The organism is Aeoliella mucimassa (assembly GCF_007748035.1).
Classification (GTDB): Bacteria; Planctomycetota; Planctomycetia; order Pirellulales; family Lacipirellulaceae; genus Aeoliella; species Aeoliella mucimassa.
In genome coordinates this window covers 1828969-1850189 of the sequence record NZ_CP036278.1, presented here as the reverse complement: position 1 = coordinate 1850189, position 21221 = coordinate 1828969, and the positions used below count along the sequence as shown (strand labels likewise).

The window sequence follows — 21221 nt, the reverse complement described above, 5'->3', positions numbered from 1 at the left end:
CGTGATAACTTAAAGGCTATTGATATCGATTAGAACGGACTCGAGTGGCCGTGCTGGGCACCACCTCTTGCCGGCGTTTACCGGACGTGGCTTTGTGCAAGTACTGTCGCAGGCTTCTGTCGGTAGAGTCTCGCGCCAAGCACCAGCGGAAATGCGACTCGCATTCGTTGAACTTCCCAGCCTCAAGCAAAGCAACCGCGTAGCTCTTACGCACAGGAACCAACGTGGGGTTCAAGTCCATCGCTCGTTCGAGACAGGCAATCTGGTGCGATTCGTTTCCTACATCCTTGTACATAGCGGCCAACCAGATCCAAATGTAGGGTTCCTGCACGTTGGCCGAGGCTGGGTCGTATTCGTCCGCCCGCTGTTCAGCGTATTCGAGCAATTCGGCAAGCGACTCTGGGTCGGCCGTATCGCGATACCGCTTCCAGACTAATCGCAGTGTCTGCCAATCAGGAGCAAAGGTGGTAAGGTAGTGGTTGACGGGGATGTTACCTGCCATCGAGGCCACGACCATGAATCGATGTTGTCCAGGATGCTCGCAACTTCGCACCCAGTATTCGATGGCTTGTTCCAGGTTGTTGACAGCCATGTGTCTTTTACCAATCTCAAACAACAGGTTCCCGTCTTGGGGAGCAAGCTTATCGGCTTGTGCTAGCAGCGGTTCCACGGGACGGTCATGCAGAAACGCCACGCTTGCCAGGCAGACATAGCTCATTTCCTGCAACGGGCACAATTGTAGTGACCGCAAGGCGTGCTTTTCTGCCGCTTCGAGAAACGCTACGTCTGGACCAATCGCTCGCTCGAGCCACGACTCGATTTGCTCTGGCGAGGTAAATCCACCGTCGGCCACTGCGAGCTGAATATGGCCTAGACTCATGCGATTTTCGCGAACCGGGGCGCGCAGATCGAACCACTGCAGATAGGCACGAGAGAGTCGCATGTGGGCGCCGGAATCACTGGGATCGAGGCTCACTACTTTCCGCAAAGCTTCGATTTTGCGCACGAGAATCGACTCGTCGGCTTCCAGCTTGCCGAGATCGCCGGTTTCCGCTGCATCCCGCAACGTAAGCGGTTGCCGCCAGCTATCGGCTTCCGACGCGGCCAGGTAGGCTCCCATCGCACTGCTTGCCAGCGCCGGACGGATGAGAATCACCCCCATCACAATGATGGAACACATGGCGACCAGTGCTAAATCTGGCGAAGGTCGACTAGTTGATGTATCCGCCTTGCGATGGTCATCCTGGCCCTTTGCCAAATAACGCAGGACCGCCATCAATAAGATCAGCAGTGTGAAAGTGGCCGGGATGTACCACACAAAATCGGTAAGGCTATGCACGGCGCTGGCCGCGATGCCTGCCAGCACCGCTCCCAACAAGGCAGACTGTTCACGGGTGGTACAGTTTTTCCAGGCCGCGATTGCCCAGCGGACGGTTGTTACTCCCATCGCAATTAGCAACGCAATACCAGGCAACCCAAGTTCGGTGGCGACTTGCAGGTAACCATTTTCGGCATGGGTGAACACTTTTGTGTGGGTGCGGTCGAGATAGGCCGGATAAACCATCGCGTGGCTCCCCGCGCCTGCTCCCACCAACCACCCGTGCGAAATCGCTTGCAAGTTTGCATTCCAAATGGCTCGGCGGGCACCATCGTGGTCTACCGCGTCTATCGATCCACTGGTGAGGTCACCCAAGCGATCGGTGAAACGTTCGTCGACTTGTAGCGACATGCCAATCACCACGACAGCCGCTACGATAATGGTCGTCACCAACGGAACCACGCCAATCAAGCGTTTCTTCAAGTATACCGCTAAGAGCACCAGAGTGGCTGCGACCGCAGCGAGCATAGCCCCGCGGGACGCCGACATGATCAAAGCAAGCACCGTAACCGCCAGCGACGCAGCCCACCCAACGACGGTCAGAGTAGCTTTATCGAACGTGAAGGACTGGTGTCGACCATGTACAGGAAGCGATTTCATCGAAGCCGGCACCGCCATCATCAGTTGATAGACAATGGCCCCTGCACTCATCACCAAGAAACTGGCGAAATGGTTGTGATTGATGAAGCTACCACAAACATAGTCGTCGGAGACGCGGAAGGGATACTTGTAAACCCAGAAGAAGAGACCACCAGCCGTCAGGTGCTGAAGCAATCCGAACACAGCCATGAACGTGCCTGACTGGGCGATCCAGAGGACGATTTGGTTCGCAAATGTCTCGTTTCGCATCCGCGAAAAGACGACGACCATCGTCAGCGAGCAGGAGAGCATCATTGCCATCGAAACCTGACCACTCACCGGGTCGAGCGACAACGTGCTCCACCCCGTGAGGCCATACTGCTCGAGCCACGCTTGGTCCTGCCAAAGTGGCAGCAGTTCGGTGGTTCGTGGTGCGAACCATTCGATCACTGCACTCGGCATTGGAATGAGCTGAAGCACCATCCACGCGACAGCGAGCAATGGTAACCAGAAGACCGGCGACCAGTTCCACTCACTACGGCCCGACAACCATTGCCTTACCAGCCATATCGTTACTAGGGCCGCGGAGAGAATCGCATAAACCAGGCGAGCAATCTCGCCTCGTCCGCCCCAAAAAAGCGGGGCAAGCACAATCATGCCCCACAGCATATGATGCACGGTTTGGTCGAACACCTGCTCCCATTGCCAGTTGCCAATCAAAGCAAACGGCGAGAGTTTTCGACTTTTGGTTATCCCAAACATGAGTCATTGCATCCTAAATTTAGGTTTCTAGGTGTCCGATTCCTAGAAGCTATTAAGCGGCGCGACGAGAATCGTCGTCGTGAGGAAGCGATGCCTCGCCAGGCAGTGGCTCTTCCTCATCTTCGCTATGGTAGCTGTACCCGTAGCCATAGCCGTAGCCGGAGCCATGCATGTCGCTCACATCATTGGCCACCACGCCTAGCACTTGGCTTCCAGTATTGCGGAAGCTCTCGCATGCACGGGCGACCAACCGGCGATGGTTCTTGTCGGGACGCACCACCAGGATGGCTCCATCCACAAGCCGGCCCACGATTTGAGCATCGCTCACCGCTAGGACCGGGGGACAATCGACCAGCACTTGGTCGTACTGCGAATCGGCCCAAGCCAGCAGTTCGATAAACTCTTGGCTCGAAAGCAGCTCCGCTGGATTCGGACGCCGTAGGCCAGCCGGAATCACGTCGAGTCGTGGTTCGTCGGTGTGAACGACATGACGAGGGGCGATGCTGGCCGTAGGTTCTTCCGAAGTAAGAATGTCGGCAACACCGGCTTGCCCTTTAAGTCCGAGCAAGGTGGTCATGCCAGGGCGACGCAGGTCGGCATCGATGACCAAAGTGCGTTTACCAGCCTGGGCAAAAGCCACCGCCAGATTGGCCGATACGGTGGTCTTTCCGTCGCTCGGTTCGGCACTCGAGACCAAAATTCGCTCGGAAGCGTCGGTCATCAGCGACAACGAAGTACGCAAGGTACGAAACGCCTCGCTGTCCGACGCATTCGGACACATATGAGTGTGGAGCGATTGCAGCCCGTCGCCAACCAACGGTTCCAGTCGCTGCACCAAGGTAAGCACTGGCACCCCAAGCTGGGCGGTGAGTTCTTCCGGCGAATTGAAGCGGTCGTCAAGTGCGTCCTGAATGTATGCCAGCGAAACACCGACGATTAATCCCGAGAGCACCGACATCAGGAACACGGTTTTGATTCTCGGCGAGACTGGCTTTAGTTCAGGCAGGGGGTCTTCCACCACCACGGCTTGAATCGGCCCCTGCGATTGATAAATGTCCGCCGAGTCGAGGCGATCGATCAAACTATCGTGCAGGTTTTCGAGTCGCACCAAATCGCGCTCGCAGGTGCGTAGCTCCACCAGTTGACTACTTTGTTTGGCTGCTTCGGTGCGGGCAGCCACGAAAGCGGCTTCCTTTTGTTTTTCCTGTTCCAGCGTTTGGGCGATGGATTGCCGCAAGAGTTCTTGCATCATCGGCCCCAGCTCATTGCCAGTCATGCCAGCAATTCGCTGTCCGGCAGCAGTACGGTAATTCGTTAGGTACTGATCGATGCCATCGATGCGTGCTTTTAGCTCAAGCATCCGCGGGTTGTTCGGGCCAAGATAAGGGGACAGGCTTTGCATTTCGCGTTCTGCTTCTAGCCGCTCGCGTTCTCGCTCGCGGATGCTTGACAGATCGTCGCTCGACATTCCCAAGGATGAAATGAGCACTTGCTGGCCCAACGTTTCCTCGAGAGACATCAGGTGCTGGCGCATGTCGTCACCACGAGCAATCGACGAATTCACCGCAGCCAGTCGTGCTTCGAGGTCAACCCGTTGCTGCTGGGCTTCGATCCAACTTTCATTCAGGCTTAACGCCCGCTGTACAATAGGATCGATGGCTTCCTTTTCATCGCCTAAAGCCAAGTGGCCAACTCGGTCGCGAAGCTCAATGAGCTGGCGCTGTTTGTCTTGAATATCGGTTTGTACTTGCTTGAGCCGACCATCGAGCATTTCGATCGTGTCGCCTGCCGACCCTTTATGAGTTTGGTCGACAAAACTCAAATAGGAGTTCACCACCTCGCTCACTACCGCGGCGGCGGCATCGGGATCGAGCGAACGATATCGCACTTCCACAAAGCTACCTTTGCGACTGATCGAAGCCGACAAACGATCGGTGAGGTCCTCTACCCAATCACTGCGTGGCACTCGTTCGAGATCGATCAGATGCTCCGAGTCGAGATTGGCAAGTGCGTTGCTCACCACGATGGCACTGGTCACCAAGTCGCGTTGGTTGGCCATCAGGTCGTCGTTGGCGATCTGATCGCCAACGCTAGTGAGTTCGTCTGCCTTGCGTTCGTTGATCAGCAGTTTTGCTGTCGACTGATAATAGCGCGGAGCAGCCAAATAGTAGGCGAAACCAAGCACGCAGCACACCACTAGCGATGCGATCACGTAGTAGCGGCGGTAACTGAGTGTTCGCCATATCCGAAGCCCAGCGTGAATCATGTCGGATGTAGAGATATCATCCGACTGCTCCATGCTGGATAGATTGTTTGATTCGGGAGTCTTCAACATGATGGGAGGCTGTGAGCAAATGAAGGAAGGGGCCAGAAGGCTCGATCATTAGAACGAAAGGAAGTTTCCTCCCACGCCAGCGGAGATGCGGAATACGTGTTTGATGCTATCGACAATACTAGTCGAGATCGTCGTTTCCACACTCACCATATCGCCTGGCGCTAGTCGCAAGTTTTCGTTTCCATCCATCTTGGCTTTTGAGATGCTTACCTGGATCACGAGAGGCTCGGCCTCTTCTTCCAGACGGCGGATAACAAAAACTTTGTCCGCTACCGGAGAGCTAGCTCCACCAGCCATGGCAATCGCATCGAGCACGTGCAGGTCTTGATCACGCGGCATCTCAAACTGGTCCGGCTCGCGAACCAAGCCAGAAACATGCACCACCCGTTTTTTCGAAGGATGCACCATCACCACGTCTTGATCGCCAATCGATAGATTCTTTTCCTCGCCCGCCGAACTATCGCTCAGCATTGCCAAGTCGATCCGCTGGGTACGAGATTCCGGCACTTGGGCCATTGGGCCTTCAAACGCAACGGTTTGAATCATGGACGGATTGCCCGACTTCTCTTTATCAGCCAATAACCGCCGCGGTTGCCGCAGTACTTCGACTTCGGTCCCCGCTTCCTCGGTGAAACCGCCAGCGGCTGCGATGGCCACCAGCAGATTGCTCGAACTCTTCGGCACCGGATGGGTACCTGGTTCGCTCACAGCACCGAGTACGGTCACGTAGTTCATCGCCCGTTCGGTCACACGAATCGTCACCTGAGGATTACGGAAGATACCACGTTCAATTGCAGCAACTCGCACAAGTTCCGCTGCTTGCTGTTCGTCGAGTCCCGCAACGCGAACCGCTCCGACCAGCGGGACGTTGATGGTGCCATCGTCGCCGATGCGTGCTGGTTTTGCTTTGGGTTCGTCTTCCAGCCCACTGAGCACAGTGATATTCAGCAGATCGCCGGCCGCGAGCAACGACGAGCCGGAGGCCATCGACGACAGTCGCGAGAGCGACATGTTGGGTGCACCATGAGTTGCCGGCGCGCGCATCTCGGGCGGTAAGCTTGCAGCTCTATAGTTAGCTACCTGACAGCCGCATGCTCCCACCACGAACCACAGAATGGCAAACGAGACCAAGGGAGACTGCCAGGGCGTTGGCGGCTTCTGTTTCATGTTGCTATGACGCAGTGACAAGGGAAGAACGCAAGTGAGTTCCGCATTGCTTCGAATAGAATGCGGAGAGCTATGTACAGGAGTTCTATTCGAGGGGACAAGGCCAATCGGGCTAGCCTGCCAGAATAGTACTGCCGAAGGGAACGCTCTTGACACTTTGTTTTGCCTCTCGCTAGTATCCCCGCTCAAAATCCCGGGCGGATCATCCGGCGAGAGGGCGCTGCTAGCACACGTTTCTCTCGGCATCTACGACTGCCCCACAGACAAAAACCGTGGACTAGTTAACATGCGCGCATGGCTTATGCATATTGGTGAGCAAATGCCAGTAGATGGCCCTGCGCGAAAGTTCCGCTATGGCTACGTTGCGGATGCCCTCCGTAACGCGGGACATCACGTTACGCACTGGTCGCCTACCTTTTGCCACTTCCGCAAAGAGCAACGCTACCAGCAAGACTGCCAAGTCGAAGTCGATAGCAACTACTGCATTCAGTTTGTGCATGCAGAGGGTTATCGTCGCAATACTAGCCTTGCGCGAATGCGTATGTATTCGGTGCTGGGTCGTCGGTTCCATGAACTGGCTGGTGACTTGCCACGCCCCGATTTGATCGTGACTGCCATCCCCTCGCTGGAGTGGGCCGACGCGGCCGTGAGCTTTGGTCGCTGTCACGATATTCCGGTAATTGTCGACGTGCGTGACCTCTGGCCCGATTTGTACCTAAATGCTCTGCCGACCGCGCTGAAGCCGCTAGGGCGTTTATTGCTTGGCTCGCACCTGCGTTTGGCGAAACGAGCCTGCAGGAATGCGGACGCATTGATTGCCGTCTCCCAGTCGTATCTAGACTGGGGGCTTCATCATGCGAATCGCCCATCCACAGCACGGGACCAAGTGGTTCCGCTCGGCTATGAGCTCGCGACACTTCCGCCTACCGATGACCGCGGCCGCCTAGCAACGCTAAAGAAGCACGGGCTGGCACCAGATCATATCACCTGTTTGTACGCCGGCCAGTTTGAGACAAGCTACGACGTCGAAACCATCGTATCCGCCGCACGTTCGCTGGAACTTTCAGGCAACCACCACCTTCAGTTTGCCCTCTGCGGCGATGGCTCGAAGATGGCACAAATCCGCAAAATAGCCGAGGGGCTAAAGTCGGTCCACCTGTTCGGTTGGGTACCCCCAAAAACACTGCAAGAGTTGGCTTCGGTCTCTCATATCGGTCTGGCAACCTATGCGGTAGGAGCTAAGCAAAGCTTGCCGAATAAAGCCTTTGAATACATGGCCAATCGCCTCTGCATTCTTTCGAGTCTCAAGGGCGAGCTTCCAGAGCTACTGACTGAGAATGAGTGTGGCTCCTCTTACCAGGCAGGCAATGCCGAGTCGCTGGCGACTGCGATTCGAGCCTTTGCTAGCAATCCAGAGCAACTCGAATGCTATCGCCAGAACGCCTTCCACATATGGCAGAATTCTTATAAAAGCTCTGCCATCTATCCACGATTCGTCCAGTACCTAAATCAATTCGTCGCTCCACGTTCTCAAGCGGCCTGATATCGCAAACCAAGAAAGATGATTCATGGACACATCTGCTTTTAGCGATCCCTATACCGATGCGTCGCTTTTTAAGAAGACCGCCCGCCTGGGGCTGACTACGCTGCACCGCATTTTGCCGGCACGCGCTTACGCAGCGGTTTACCATCCGCTATTCAGCATTTACCAGCAACTACAACGTGGGCAGTATCGCTCTAAACTTAACGCAGCACGACGAGCAGGCGATCAAGATCGGGTTACTTGCATGCAACGCGTTTTGAAGGTCATGCCGCATTCGCTAATCGGCTCTCCGGGGCTCGAACATACGCACGATCTGGCCGAGCAGCTTGTAAAACAAGGGGTCCCCGGTGCATTCGTGGAGTGTGGAGTGGCTCAGGGTGGTTGTGCAGCTCTGATTGCCACCGTGGCCGATAGCGACCCCACCGAACGCACCTGCTGGTTCTTCGATTCGTTCGAAGGCCTTCCCGATCCGACCAGCGACGATTTCGCCGATGGCGAAACTGGCAGGCACATCCGCCCGCTTCCCAAAGGCTCGTGCCTGGGAACGATCGAACAAGTCTCGGGCCTGCTCTTCGACGACTTCCAACTATCGCGCGATAAAATCACGCTCGTAAAAGGGTGGTTCCAAGACACGCTTGAACCCACCCGCGATCAGATTGAGGCCATTGCCTTGCTGCGAGTTGATGGAGACTGGTACGACTCGACCAAATGCTGCCTCGAGGCACTATTCGATCAGGTAAGCCCGGGTGGTCAGATTATCATCGACGACTATTGCAGCTGCTACGGTGCAAAACGAGCCACCGACGAGTTCATCGCCAACCGTGATCTGCAGGTAAAGTTACTTCCTGATGGACGCGGTGGTTGCTCGTTCCAGAAACCGACCAACCAGGATCAGGCAATGCTTGAGCGTCAGGTGGCTTAACTACGGAGTCGACATGCAATCCACCCCATCGCGAAAACTGGTCCCATCCCTGAAACTGGGTTTGAAACGGTTGTTCGATATCAGTGTCGCCTCGCTGGCGATCGTCGCCTTGAGCCCAATGCTGCTGGCAACGAGCGTGCTGCTGCGGATGACCCAAGGCAGCCCTGTGATCTACCGCGGAGTTCGCACCGGCCTAGATGGTAAGCCCTTTTACATTCTCAAGTTTCGCACCATGGTCAATCGAGCCGAGCAGATCGGCGGCACGACCACCGGCAAGAACGATCCTCGGCTCACCCGCATCGGTGCCCTGCTCCGTCGCTATAAGTTGGACGAACTTCCTCAGTTCTTCAATGTACTCAAAGGCGACATGAGCATCGTGGGGCCACGTCCGGAAGTGTCGGAATACACGGAGCAATACGCCGGTGACGAGCTTCGCATCTTGAGCATGAAGCCCGGCATTACCGACCTGGCGAGCATCGAGTTCAATGACCTCCAGGAAGTGGTTGGCGAAGAGAACCCTGACGAGTATTACAGTCTGCACGTTTTACCTCGTAAGAACCAATTGAGACTCCGCTATGTGGATGAGTGGTCGTTGAAAAACGATGCGGCCATTCTTGCCCGCACTGCCTATGTGGTTGCCTCGAAACCGTTCCGTCGGAGTGCTTGATGGAATTCGTTCGGCTCGGTGCATCGGACTTGGTGGTGAGCCGCCTCGGCCTAGGGGGATGCCCCATGGGAGGCCATGGCTGGGGAAGCGTCGAGGATCGCGACTCGATTCGGGCCGTGCATGTAGCACTCGATGCAGGTATCAACTTCTTCGACACGGCCGATGTGTATGGCCTTGGCCACTCGGAGCAAGTACTCTCGCAAGCACTCGGAGACCGCCGGCACGAAGTGGTGATCGCTACCAAGTTTGGCGTTCGTTGGGACTCTGAGAAGCGAATCACGAACGACATTCGCCCCGCTTACATGCGGCAAGCTCTTGAAGCGAGCCTGAAACGACTCCGAGTCGAATCGATACCGCTTTACTACGTTCACTGGCCGGATGGACAGACAGCGATCGAAGACACCGTCGCCGAGCTTCAGAAATGTCGAGAAGAAGGAAAGATACGTGAGATCGGTGTTTCGAACTTCGATTCGCACCAACTAATCACAGCCTCGCAAGTGTCGCCGATCGCTGGCATTCAGGTCGAGCTTAGCCTACTAAATCGTCGGTCACTGGACTTATCGGATGCTGTCCACCGTACCAACTCTACCCTGATCACCTGGGGTTCCCTGGCTCAGGGGTTGCTCACGGGTAAGTACAATCACACGTCCAAGTTTGCGGCCGGTGATCGACGCAATCGCTATCCTAACTTCCAAGGTGAAGCCTTCCAACGCAACCTGAAGGTCGTTGAAGTCGTGAAAGAAGTCGCCAAGCGATACAGCAAGACACCTGCCCAGGTCGCGATTCGTTGGCTACTCGACACAGAATCTGTCGGAGTCGTTCTTTTTGGAGCCAAAACCGAATCACAAGTCGACGACAACCTGGGGGGTAGCGACTGGTCTCTTGAAGAGCACGACTACAATCGTTTGAATCAGGCCTCCGAGCAACTATCGAAGCTGGCAGCTTAGCAAACAATTCGATCTTGCTGGTATTCCTTGCGTTTTCCTACACTCCCGCTTTGCAGTCTTAAACGCCCCCCAGCTAGGACACGTCCATCTTGGACACTCAGCACCACAACACCGATGAAAAACGAACGCTTGTTGCCGAAACCGCTTCGGTGCCAGGCGCGGCGAACCAGCGACGGTTGGCTGCGGTGCGTGAGTATGCGTTTAGCTACTTCTGCTCGGGACTCATCATTCTCGGTAGTTTCTTGATTCTTCGTCTCGCTCTCCAGGAATTTGGTGAGCAAGGCTTTCAGCAATTCCTTATCGTGCGACGGTTTACCTCTGCCCTACTGCCTGTCGTCTCGCTGGGGCTTGGAGTGAATCTAGCGAAGCTCGTCCCACGATCGACCAAAGGCGATTCGTCGCTCGACGCCGACCGCTTCCTGGCGGCTTCGCTGCAGCTCGGCGCTCTTGCGATTGGCATCTACTCGTTGGTAGTGCTCTTAGCAGGAGAAGCTGCCTCGCAATGGCTCATCGGCGGGCCAGGGCTAACCTACGTACTACTATGCCTTTCAGCCTGGCTACTGGCTCTTGTATGGACCACCTGCAACGCTGGATTTAGCCGCGGACTCTTATGGAATAATCGAGCCAACTGGGTGCAGGTGGTATGTCTGGTTGTCGCACCAATCTCGGTCTTGCCTTTCGTTTCCACGCTTGAGAACTTTCTGCTATTCGGCGGACTGATGCAAATTGCCTTGAACGTTGTCGTCGCCTGCTTGGCGATGCAAGGTTCCTGGCGCACGCTGGTGACACCTCAAGTAACAGAAGGCCGACGGCTTTTGCGTGCGGGACTGCCTCGACTGCCCGGTGAAGCCAGTTATTATGGATTGCTGGCACTTCCTGCGATGCTTACCGCTCAACGCTACGGACTGGAGAAAGGTGCCGAAGTAGCCTACGGTTTGGTGATGCTAACGCTGCTGATGCAGTTGGTGGCCCCCGCTAATCAGTTCGTACTGGCCGAAACCGCCTATTTAACTCAGTCAGGAAATCTACGCCGTCTGGTAAGCAGACTGACCAAGATGCTGGGCTTTGCTGGGGCCGTGACCATCGCAGGCGTTGTGTTCCTGTGGTGCTTGGCTCCCTATCTGATTTGGTTCCACCTTGGCAAGAGCTCGCCCGAACTGGTTGCTGCGGTGCGGATGATCGTGCCGATCGCGTTGCCGCTTAACGTTTTCATTGCACTCAAGGGCGTAGCCGACGCAGTGTACCGCAGGGCGATTGTTCCCCACCTTAGTGCTGCTTCCCTCGTGGTGTTTTTCGCAACCTACTACACGCTGGTTTCCGCAGGGTGGTCCGAAATCGCCATTATCACGGCTTTCTATGCCGCCATTTGGATGCTGGCAGTCACAACGACTTTCGCAGCAGGCACTTGGCTGTACAAAGAGCTGCAAGGCCTGCAACTTTCCAGCGCGCCTGACTCGGTACGGAGGGCAGCCTGATGTTCTACGTGCTTGTTGCCGTCTATATCGTCATCTTCTTGGCCGCTGCGAGCTACTACGCTCGTCGCGGGGGTTACTGGCATCCCGTGACTCTCTTTGGGATCACGGGGTTCTACTATTACCTTGGCGTTCCCTTGGAATTGCAGCTGAAGAATCGCGATCTTCATATGACCGAGCCGACGTTGTTCTATCTTCCTTACGAAGGTCGAGTAACCATTGCCATTCTCGCTGTGCTCGCATTGCTGGGATTCATTGTTGGTTTTCATATGTCGGGCATGCAGCGTGCACTTGCCGACATTCGCTTCAATACCCGACAACGATTTCCTCGGTCGATTCTATTTCTCATCGTAGCTCTCGTCGGAACATTGTACGTATTCTACGGCGAAACGATGTTTCAGCACTTGTCCTATCACGAAGCGAACGAGTTTCGCTACAATGAGTCGTTGTTCAGCTACACCACGCGAATGCTCACACTGACAGCAGGCATTGTGATTGGCATTTATTCGTGCCAGCGAAAGTTCCTTAGCATTGGCTTTCTGGCGTCTTTCTCGTCTTTGGTAGGGTGGGGATTCTACACTTCGGACAAGAATCCGCTACTCACCGCGGCCATGGGCATTGGAACCTATTGGGTCGGAAAACGGAGTCGATCCTCGTTACATCTGACGCTGTACTGCTGCGGAGCTTTGTCCGCCACGGTATTGCTGCCTGCTTTCTCGGCTTGGCGAATCAACGTTACCCCTGATATTTCGCAGATTGTCGATTCGTTCACCCTGGAATACCAGGACGCGAATGGTCCGATGATGAGTCTCTCGTCCGCGGTCAATGGCGACGAAGACCCGGTCTACGGCTCGAGCTATCTGACTGCGCTAGGCGCTTGGGTTCCTCGCTCGGTATGGCCCAATCGCCCCGAAGACTTGGCTCAAGCGTTCGCCCATAACAATGTCGTGAAGTGGACACCAGGACTAGGCTTTGGATACTCGTTGTTGGCCGAGGCCTACTTGAACTTTGGTTACGCGGGAGCCTTCCTGCAGTACTTCGTATTAGGCTTCTGCCTGAATCGTTTATGGCTATTCACGTTGCCATTCTTTGCCAAGCGTTATGCGACAGCCATGTGGGCAGCAACCTTATCGGTTCTGCAGTACCAACTTCTGGTAATCATGCATCGCGCTCCAACGGTGCAGATCGTTCAGAGCTGCATTCGGGAGCTCCCCATCTATGTCATTGCGTTGCTCGTTCTCGATAGCAGTCGAAGACTGATTGCTAAACCGGTCGCTCCCTATACGACGCCAGCCATGCCAGCAATGCAGTCACGCCCTGCGGCTTAGGGCATCTATTATTAAGGCGGGGTTTTCCCTGAGAAATCCGTCTTGGACATCATTGTCCAATCTGCTACCGTCCGCCGTCCAACCGTCGTAGCACGCCCCAAACCTCTGCTTGGCAATCAATAATATGCACTGGAAATACAAGGCGTTTATTCAGAATCTGGTAGCAAGCCTCCCAGAGCAACTAGCTCTGTCGGTTTACTATCCGATCCAACGACGTTTTGGAGGACTGCGCCGCATCGACCCCACCAAACGCCTGCAGGCGGCAATCGAAACATGGGACCGCATCGTTGCCACAGGTCGAAATCCGAAAGGTGGCGTGTTCTTTGAAGTTGGCACCGGACGCATGGTAAGCGTACCGATTGCTTATTGGTTGATGGGCGCCAAGAAAACGATCACCGTCGACTTGAACCGCTATCTGAAGCATGAGCTGATACTGGAGTCGCTAGATTACATCCGCACGAATCGCTCCCAAATGGAACAGCTATTCGCCGAGCGGCTGATCCCCGACCGGTTCGATTTCCTCTGTGAACTGGCAGAAGCGCACCCATCCATCGATACGATTCTAACAAGCTTTCAAGTCGAGTACGCCTCACCTGCCGATGCTGCTCATACGCATCTGGCCAGCGATAGTATCGACTATCACACATCGTACACCGTGCTCGAGCATATCCCTCCCCAAGTACTTGCCGATATACTCAGCGAGGCCCAACGCATTACGAAACCGCATGGATTGATTGTTCATGGAGTCGATTACACCGACCACTTCTCGCATAACGACTCCACCATCGATGCCATCAACTTCCTGCAATTCACCACTCGCGAATGGGATCGATTGGCTGGCAATCGGTTCATGTACATGAACCGACTGCGTCATAGCGACTACTTGAGAACGTTCAACAAAAGTGGATTAGAGATAGTCGCTGATGATCCCCAGATTGATCCGAGTTTGGTTGCCAAGGTGCAGCAAGGCGATGCCCCTCTCGCTGCCGAGTTCAAAGATCGCCCCGCCGACGATCTTGCGGCAACTTTTGCCTGGATCGTTGCCTCGCCCGCCCAAGCATTAGCAAAATGCGGGTAGAGTACTCGATGAACCAAGAAGGTGCTCCTACTATTGAGTCTTCCATGAAAGTCCTGTGGCCTCACAATTTCTCTAGAAAAGTGCAATCTTCCGGGGTGTTTATGTTCATCCTGGCCGAGGCAATGCGCGAAGTCGGCGTGGATGTTCACTTGCACTACACTGGTTCTCTGCGTCAAGCGTGGCGTTTGCCATTCGTTGCGCAGCAGATTCGAGAGATGTCGAGCGACTTCGACCTGGTGCACGCTCAGTTTGGTTCGGCGTGTGCGCTCGTCTCGTCGGCGGCCAAATGCAGTCGGCTCGTTTCGCTACGTGGAACCGACCTGCTTGGAAGCGACACAGGAAGCCTTTTCAATCGCCTGCATGGCCGTGTTGTTCGCCAGATGACTCATCGGGCTCTGCCATCTTACGAGATGGTCATCGTCATGTCCGAGCGGATGCGAACGGAACTTTCGGATTACCATGGGCGCTGCGAGAACGTGCACGTCGTTCCCGACGGCATCAACCTCACTCGCTTTCAACCACTCTCACGACTCGAAGCTCGCGAGCGTTTGGGGTTGGGACACGACGCGAAGCCATGGGTTCTGTTTGCTTCGATGAAAGCGTGCAATCCACTCAAGCGTCCCGAACTTGCTCAAGCGGCCTTCGACATTGCGGCCGAGCAGCGTCCCGAAATCGTGCTCAAGACCCTGTCGGGAAAGACACACGATGAAGTCGCGCTATGGATGGCCGCTACCGACGTCTTGCTGCTTACCTCGACTCGCGAAGGTTGGCCAAACGTCGTCAAAGAAGCGTTAGCCTGCAACACCCCTTTTGTGGCCACTGATGTCAGCGATCTGGCTCTGATCGCCCGCCAGGAACCTTCGTGTACGGTAACCACGGCCGATCCTGCTGAATTAGCCGAAGGCATCCTGCGAGCCCTCGATGGTCCCGTCCCCACCACACTTCGGCGGCATGTGGAGCCGATGTCTACGGGTACGATCGCCAGTCAACTCCATGGACTGTACCAAGAGCTCTTGAACCCGCAAGCGATCGCCTCCCACTCTCACGCAGCTTAACCCTATGATGAAACGTGCTTTCGATATCGTTGGCGCACTCGTACTCCTGGCAGTTCTCTCTCCATTGTTTCTGCTGGTAGCTGTATGGATGAAGTACGAGTCTCGCGGCCCCGTGCTATGTCGTGAGCGTCGCGCAGGTCGCGGTGGGTTGCCATTCCGTACTTTTAAGTTTCGAGTGCTCCACGCTAGTTCTGCAGCCCTGTGTGGTACGAGCACTCCCCGTAACGACCCGCAACTCTCCGCATCGGGTCGTTTAATGCGACGCTTCCGCATCCATGAGCTTCCCCAACTACTGAACGTACTCCGCGGCGAGATGAGCTTGGTAGGCCCTGGTCCAGAACTAGTCGACCGAGTGGATAGCCTAAGCGGGAGTGATAAGCGTTTGTTGAATTTGCGTCCCGGTATGACCGATTGGGCGTCGCTGTGGAATAGTGACGAGGCCTCGTCGCTGGCAGGTGCCCCCGATCGAGAACTGGCGTACGACCGCTTCATCCGCCCTCGCAAATTGAGACTGCAGAAATACTATCTCGAAAACCGCTCGCTTGGCATGGACTTGAAGATACTCACATTCACGGTGCTGCGAGTCATCAACAGGCAATTCCTGCCGCGAGAACTTCACAATTTCCCGACTTTCGGTGAACTAAGGGCAGAGGTTCTTTGCCTGGAATCTTCTGCCATGATCCGCAAACACGCCGCATAGCGGTTCAACCAGACCTTGATCCCCGTAACGAGGTTTCCTGATGAAAACCAATGAAGAACTCACCGAATTGGCACGTCGCATTCGTGTGCACGCGGTGAAAATGGCAAACCGTGCTGGAAGTTGCCATGTAGGTAGCTCGTTTTCGATGGCCGAGATTCTCTCGGTGCTCTACGGCCGGATCATGAACGTCCGCCCTGAAGATCCAGAAGCCGACGATCGCGATCGCTTTGTGCTAAGCAAAGGCCACGCGTGCGGGGCTCTCTACTCGGTGCTTGCTGAGTGTGGATTCTTTCCCATGGAGTGGCTCGAAAGCTTCTTCCAGAACGGTGGGCGACTTCCTGGACACGCGACTGCCAAAGGCATTCCGGGCATTGAAGTCTCGACCGGATCGCTTGGACATGGATTGCCGATTGCAACCGGCATGGCCTTGGCCGCCCGGCGCGATAAGGATCCTTACCGAGTGTACTGCGTGCTCAGCGATGGCGAATGCGACGAGGGCTCCAACTGGGAAGCCGCCATGTTTGCTCCACACCATCAGCTGGACAATCTGATAGCTATCATTGACTACAACAAGATTCAAAGTCTCGGTCATGTTGACGACGTGCTGCCGCTCGAACCATTTACCGACAAGTGGGTCGCCTTTGGCTGGCATGTGGTGGAAGTCGATGGCCACTCGATTGACGAGTTGACCTCCGCACTGCAGGCCATTCCCCAAATCACTGGCAAGCCGACCTGTGTGATCGCCCACACGGTGAAAGGCAAAGGGGTCGACTTTATGGAAGACCAACTACTCTGGCACTATCGCACCCCTCGCGGCGAGGAATACACCGCGGCACTCGCACAATTGGGAGAAGTAGCATGAGAACCACCTTTATCGACACACTCACCGAAATGGCCGCGGCCGATCCCCGAGTGACTCTGGTGACAGGTGATCTTGGCTTCGGCGTGGTCCAGAAGTTCGCCGAGCGATTTCCCAATCAGTTCGTCAACGCTGGTGTCGCAGAGCAGAACATGACCGGCTTGGCCACCGGTATGGCACTATCGGGCCGCATTGTGTTCACTTACTCGATTGCCAACTTCCCGACGCTTCGGCCGCTCGAGCAAATCCGTAACGACGCTGCGTATCACAACGCTAACGTAGTGGTGGTCGCGGTGGGTGGCGGCATGAGCTACGGCGCGTTCGGTATGACACACCACGCGACGGAAGACATTGCCATTCTACGTTCGCTACCGAACATGAAAGTTGTCGCCCCTGGTGACCCCGCCGAAACCTCGGCGGCCACCAAGAAGGTGGGCTCAGGAATTGGCCCTACCTATCTTCGACTCGGTCGGGCGGGTGAGCCGATGGTTCACACGGGTCCCATCGACTGGCAACTCGGCAAGGCGCTCACCACTCGCGATGGAAACGACGCTACGATTATCGCAACTGGTGCCATGCTGGCCACGGCAGCCTCGGCCGCTGATCAACTTACCGAGACTCACGGACTGAAGGTGCGCGTGCTGAGCATGCACACCATCAAACCGCTCGACAGCGATGCGGTCGTGAAGGCCGCGGAAGAGACTGGCACCATCGTCACCCTTGAAGAACACAGTATTCTCGGTGGGTTGGGTGGTGCGGTTGCCGAGGTGCTGTGTGAGGCCTGCGTGCCCGGCGTCAAGTTCCAGCGTATCGGCTTACCTTCGGAGTACATCACCGAAGTGGGCAACCAAGACTATCTGCGAGAGTTCCACGGCTTGGATGTGGAAACCGTGGCAGCCAAACTCGCCGCACTGCTTCAACAACAACCTTCGACTAAACGACTGGCTGCCTAGGTCCAGTCGCCAATCAAGCTGAATAGATAGTCGATGGAGTCGACCGTCGCATCGTCGTTGCCACCGAGATCTCGATAGGCGTCGACACGTTCGAACCCTCGGGCCTCGTTGTAGTAGGTGCCATTGGTCATGTAGGCGCCCCAAACCTTGGCAAACACGTCGTCGTCGCCTGCCGAATCATGTAGAATGGCGCGATCGTTGCCACCATTGGAGGCAACGGCCGAAACGCGGTCGAAACCACGACCATCGTGGTAGAATCCGTTACCGGATATCAAAGCACGGTCCGACCAGGCGACATACATATCGTCGCCGGTTCCATCGTAGTAGGTGGCCGTATCGTAACCAGTAGTGGCAAACGCAGTGGTCTTATCGAACCCACGGGTATCGTTAAAATAGCCGGCACCTGCCATCAGTGCCCGGTTGCTCCAAGTCACATACGAATCGTTGCCACTGGAATCGAAGAACGTAGCCTGATCGTACCCAGTGGTGGCAAACGCCACGGTTCGGTCAAAGCCATTGGACGTGTGGAAGTATCCCGCTCCCCACATCTTGGCCCGGTTCGAGTAACCATTGAAGATGTCGTCGCCGGCCGAATCGTAGAACGTAGCATTGTCGGTACCGCTCGTAGCATAGGCTTCGAACGTATCGAAACCAATCGCATCGTTCCGGTAGTTGGCCCCCATCATGGTGCCTTGGCCTTCGCGGCCAATATAGTTGTCGTCGCCTGTGGTGTCGTAGAAAATGGCTTTATCGGTACCGGTGCTACCAATCGCTTTGGTGCGTTCGAAGCCGCGCGAATCGTTGTAATACCCGTCGCCAGTCAAGATGGCACGGTTCGACCAGGAAACGTAGGTATCGTTGCCTGCGGTGTCGTAGAAGATGGCTTCGTCGTATCCACCAGTCGCATAGGCGAGACTTCTGGTGAACCCGCGGGTATCGTTATGGTAACCGTCGCCGGCCATGATGGCTCGGTTCCACCAGCAGACGAACGTATCATCCGCATCGGTGTCGTACAACGTCGAGGAGTCGTTACCTCCAGTCGAGTAGGCCAGAGTCGACTCGAATGTACGTACGTCATGGTGGAAACCGGCTCCGCCGAATCGCACGCGGTCGGACTTACCAATGTACCACTCATCGCCAGCGGTGTCGTAGAAGGTTGCGGAATCGTATCCGCCATTCGAGTAAGCGAGTGAATTCGCGTAATTTAGCACATCGTAACGATAGCCGTCGCCGCCGAAGATGGCTCGATCGGAATAGCCAACGTAGTATTCGTCGGCCGCGCTGTCGTAGAACACGACGTTGTCGGTACCGCCACCACTACTTACCTGTACTTTTTCAAAGCTGCTGGCCGAGAGATTAAAGTTGCTCGAGACCATTTGAACGGAACCAACTCGGAAGGTGGTTAGTTCATTGGCCGTGCTACCCGTTAAGTTGGCTGTATCGCTACCAGCTCCACCGCTGAACACGATGTTGTTGATGGCGGCCGAATCGAATTGGTATTCGACTCCATTGACTACTACTTGGTGGGTACTGCCGGCGGTAAAACTAAAGGTGTCGTCACCATCGGTACCGCTCAGCGAAAGAGTTGTGCCATCGACATTCACTAAATTGGTAAGCTGAAAGTCGACGTCGGCATTCGTGCCCGAAACGCGAATATAGAACTCTTGTCCCGAACTGGCCAAGTAATCTACACGCTCCGCATCACTGCCAGAGGCACTCTCCCCTAGCATCTGCAAGTTGGCATCGTACAACGCAATATCTACATTTCCAGCCGCAGCAGCAAAGGCTGCTTGGGCAGTCACGTAACCGTTTTGCCCGGCCACGATGCGGTACCACGATTCACCGCTCGACGACAGATTGCTATGAGATTGCTGACCGGCTATCGCTCCCCAATCGATGAACGAGAACGTCGACTCAATCGACACGCCGAGGTCGTAGTAGCCTAGGCCATCGAGAGTCGAGAGACCAACCGTATAGGTCTGCCCTGCGACAACGTCCAATACCCAATTGTTGCCGTCCCGAGTAGCAGTAGCAGAGCCGAAGTCCCAACTCACATCCAGATGATGCGATTCCGTAGCCGAGAACGTTGCGACACCCGTGGTGGTTGCAGTGAAAGTAAAGTAGTCGCCGTCGGCGAGAGTGGAGATCATTCCACTTACTTGCGTATCCCCTTCTCCCAATGCGCCCAGATTATAGGCCGACTCAATAGTGCTACCGAAATCGTCATCGGGTAGCAGACTGTCGATGGCATTCGCCAGGTTCAGGCTGAAATAGTTTTGATTGGTTGCCGAATCGAAAATCGAATCGGCCGTAGCAATCATGTGATCGTAGATCATATCCTGGGTGATGTTGGTGTACCCCACCAAATCCATCGCCTCGCGAATGATCACGCTCGCGCCGGCCACGTAAGGCGAGGCCATACTGGTGCCCGAGAAGTTCGCCCAGTCGTCAGTGATCCCATTGTTATTGCCAGCGTAGTCGGGAATCGTGCTGCGAATGTAGCGTCCAGGAGCAGCAATGGCGGTTGAGTAACGCTGGCTGAAATAGCTCAAGCTGCCATTGCCATCCAAGCTCATCACCGGCACAACGTAGCTACTGGCCGCTGGGTAGCTTAACCCAGGTTCGTTGTAACTCGTGAAACTGTTGCCGGCGGAAACCGATATGAAGATGCCAAGATTCTCAATTTGCTGAAACTTTGTCTCCAGGAACGACGCCCAACTTGGTGCAGTGTCGCTGTTCCATGCAGTACCAATCGAGAGGTTCACCGCAGTGATTGGATTCTCGAATGAGTCATGGTTGTTAACCACCCAATCAAGGGCTTCGGCTACGTCGCTGAAGTAACCATTGCCAGCGTCGTCGAACACTCGAAGGGCCACTAAGTCAACATCGGGAGCCACACCGGTGTTGTTACCATTTGTATCGCCAGTGCTGCCGACAATGCCAGCCACGTGTGTGCCGTGCGACCCTTCGGTACCATCATCGAACGGATCAGCATCGTTTTCCGCAAAATCCCATCCACCTACGACTCGATAATTCGCGCCGTACCCACCACCAAGTGCGTAGTGGTCGTACGCAATTCCGCTATCGATGACGACAACAGTCTGACCAGATCCCCCAAATCCATAATTCGTACGAACCGTGTCGAGTCCGGTTTGCTCGTGCGCGCCATCGAGAGTTTGTTCAAGATCTCCATTGTTTTGGTAGCCCACTTCCGAATCGATCCAAAAGTCAGCTTGCTGGTGCTGATCGAGATCTGGAATGTCGGAGTGCCGCACCATGTCTGGCAGCGATTCATCCACATGGTGCTGATCGAGGCTCACATTGAGCAATGCGTCCATCGCATCGGCCGCCATCATCTGGCGCGCTTCGAGTGTCTCGATTTTTGTCGAACGTCGGGGGCGAGTTTGGGATTTGCGTGACATGTTCGCTACTCCAAGGCCATGCTCGTAGTTCCCGAGTGCACAACCGGGACGCTG

15 protein-coding genes are annotated in these 21221 nt (G+C 55.4%); 11 read left to right on the top strand and 4 right to left on the bottom strand.

Annotated features, from left to right (window positions below):
* Positions 1-16: 16 nt before the first annotated feature.
* The 3 genes from Pan181_RS07410 to Pan181_RS07400 are packed head-to-tail and all read right to left on the bottom strand — an operon-like array spanning position 17 to position 6065.
* Entirely contained in the window at positions 17-2719 is a 2703-nt protein-coding gene (locus Pan181_RS07410; protein ID WP_145246224.1) for an O-antigen ligase family protein, read from the bottom strand.
* Positions 2720-2771: 52 nt separating this feature from the next.
* A complete protein-coding gene (locus Pan181_RS07405) occupies positions 2772-5054 on the bottom strand; it encodes a polysaccharide biosynthesis tyrosine autokinase (RefSeq protein WP_145246223.1) in 2283 nt (760 codons plus the stop codon).
* A 48-nt stretch (positions 5055-5102) separates the two neighbouring features.
* The gene (locus Pan181_RS07400; protein WP_197529009.1) at positions 5103-6065 is read right to left on the bottom strand and encodes a polysaccharide biosynthesis/export family protein; all 963 of its coding nucleotides are present in this window, start codon (positions 6063-6065) and stop codon (positions 5103-5105) included.
* 442 nt (positions 6066-6507) lie between these two features.
* On the opposite strand from Pan181_RS07400, the gene Pan181_RS07395 reads away from it, so the two are divergent.
* From Pan181_RS07395 to Pan181_RS07345, 11 genes are all read left to right on the top strand, one after another.
* Positions 6508-7764, top strand: coding sequence for a glycosyltransferase family 4 protein (locus Pan181_RS07395; RefSeq protein ID WP_145246221.1), 1257 nt, complete (start codon positions 6508-6510; stop codon positions 7762-7764).
* Positions 7765-7789: 25 nt separating this feature from the next.
* Positions 7790-8686: a TylF/MycF/NovP-related O-methyltransferase gene (locus Pan181_RS07390; protein WP_145246220.1), complete on the top strand. Its 897-nt coding sequence runs from the start codon at positions 7790-7792 to the stop codon at positions 8684-8686.
* A gap of 13 nt (positions 8687-8699) precedes the next feature.
* Positions 8700-9353, top strand: a complete 654-nt coding sequence (locus tag Pan181_RS07385) for a sugar transferase (RefSeq protein WP_197529008.1) — start codon at positions 8700-8702, stop codon at positions 9351-9353.
* The gene (locus Pan181_RS07380; RefSeq protein ID WP_145246218.1) at positions 9353-10300 is read left to right on the top strand and encodes an aldo/keto reductase; all 948 of its coding nucleotides are present in this window, start codon (positions 9353-9355) and stop codon (positions 10298-10300) included. The genes Pan181_RS07385 and Pan181_RS07380 overlap by 1 nt, the downstream gene beginning before the upstream one ends.
* 89 nt (positions 10301-10389) lie before the next feature.
* Positions 10390-11775: a lipopolysaccharide biosynthesis protein gene (locus Pan181_RS07375; RefSeq protein WP_145246217.1), complete on the top strand. Its 1386-nt coding sequence runs from the start codon at positions 10390-10392 to the stop codon at positions 11773-11775.
* On the top strand, positions 11775-13100 hold the full coding sequence (locus Pan181_RS07370) for an O-antigen polymerase (RefSeq protein ID WP_145246216.1): 1326 nt from the start codon (positions 11775-11777) through the stop codon (positions 13098-13100). The genes Pan181_RS07375 and Pan181_RS07370 overlap by 1 nt, the downstream gene beginning before the upstream one ends.
* 109 nt (positions 13101-13209) lie before the next feature.
* The gene (locus Pan181_RS07365) at positions 13210-14178 is read left to right on the top strand and encodes a methyltransferase domain-containing protein (RefSeq protein ID WP_145246215.1); all 969 of its coding nucleotides are present in this window, start codon (positions 13210-13212) and stop codon (positions 14176-14178) included.
* Positions 14179-14222: 44 nt separating this feature from the next.
* Positions 14223-15233 carry a glycosyltransferase gene (locus tag Pan181_RS07360; protein WP_197529007.1) on the top strand — a complete coding sequence of 337 codons (1011 nt, stop codon included), beginning with the start codon at positions 14223-14225 and terminating at the stop codon, positions 15231-15233.
* 4 nt (positions 15234-15237) lie between these two features.
* Entirely contained in the window at positions 15238-15933 is a 696-nt protein-coding gene (locus Pan181_RS07355) for a sugar transferase (protein ID WP_145246213.1), read from the top strand.
* 40 nt (positions 15934-15973) lie between these two features.
* Positions 15974-16795, top strand: a complete 822-nt coding sequence (locus tag Pan181_RS07350) for a transketolase (protein ID WP_145246212.1) — start codon at positions 15974-15976, stop codon at positions 16793-16795.
* A complete protein-coding gene (locus Pan181_RS07345; protein ID WP_145246211.1) occupies positions 16792-17745 on the top strand; it encodes a transketolase family protein in 954 nt (317 codons plus the stop codon). The genes Pan181_RS07350 and Pan181_RS07345 overlap by 4 nt, the downstream gene beginning before the upstream one ends.
* Here the strand turns inward: Pan181_RS07345 and Pan181_RS07340 are convergent.
* Positions 17742-21167 (bottom strand): S8 family peptidase, encoded by a 3426-nt coding sequence (locus Pan181_RS07340; protein ID WP_145246210.1) that lies wholly within the window; start codon positions 21165-21167, stop codon positions 17742-17744. The two genes, Pan181_RS07345 and Pan181_RS07340, sit on opposite strands and share 4 nt — an antisense overlap.
* Between the last annotated feature and the right edge of the window lie 54 nt (positions 21168-21221).

Coding starts and splice junctions, on each gene's coding strand:
- Pan181_RS07410 (WP_145246224.1), bottom strand. CDS start 2,719: ATGTTTGGGATAACCAAAAGTCGAAAACTCTCGCCGTTTGCTTTGATT.
- Pan181_RS07405 (WP_145246223.1), bottom strand. CDS start 5,054: ATGTTGAAGACTCCCGAATCAAACAATCTATCCAGCATGGAGCAGTCG.
- Pan181_RS07400 (WP_197529009.1), bottom strand. CDS start 6,065: ATGTCGCTCTCGCGACTGTCGTCGATGGCCTCCGGCTCGTCGTTGCTC.
- Pan181_RS07395 (WP_145246221.1), top strand. CDS start 6,508: ATGCGCGCATGGCTTATGCATATTGGTGAGCAAATGCCAGTAGATGGC.
- Pan181_RS07390 (WP_145246220.1), top strand. CDS start 7,790: ATGGACACATCTGCTTTTAGCGATCCCTATACCGATGCGTCGCTTTTT.
- Pan181_RS07385 (WP_197529008.1), top strand. CDS start 8,700: ATGCAATCCACCCCATCGCGAAAACTGGTCCCATCCCTGAAACTGGGT.
- Pan181_RS07380 (WP_145246218.1), top strand. CDS start 9,353: ATGGAATTCGTTCGGCTCGGTGCATCGGACTTGGTGGTGAGCCGCCTC.
- Pan181_RS07370 (WP_145246216.1), top strand. CDS start 11,775: ATGTTCTACGTGCTTGTTGCCGTCTATATCGTCATCTTCTTGGCCGCT.
- Pan181_RS07360 (WP_197529007.1), top strand. CDS start 14,223: ATGAAAGTCCTGTGGCCTCACAATTTCTCTAGAAAAGTGCAATCTTCC.
- Pan181_RS07355 (WP_145246213.1), top strand. CDS start 15,238: ATGATGAAACGTGCTTTCGATATCGTTGGCGCACTCGTACTCCTGGCA.
- Pan181_RS07350 (WP_145246212.1), top strand. CDS start 15,974: ATGAAAACCAATGAAGAACTCACCGAATTGGCACGTCGCATTCGTGTG.
- Pan181_RS07345 (WP_145246211.1), top strand. CDS start 16,792: ATGAGAACCACCTTTATCGACACACTCACCGAAATGGCCGCGGCCGAT.
- Pan181_RS07340 (WP_145246210.1), bottom strand. CDS start 21,167: ATGTCACGCAAATCCCAAACTCGCCCCCGACGTTCGACAAAAATCGAG.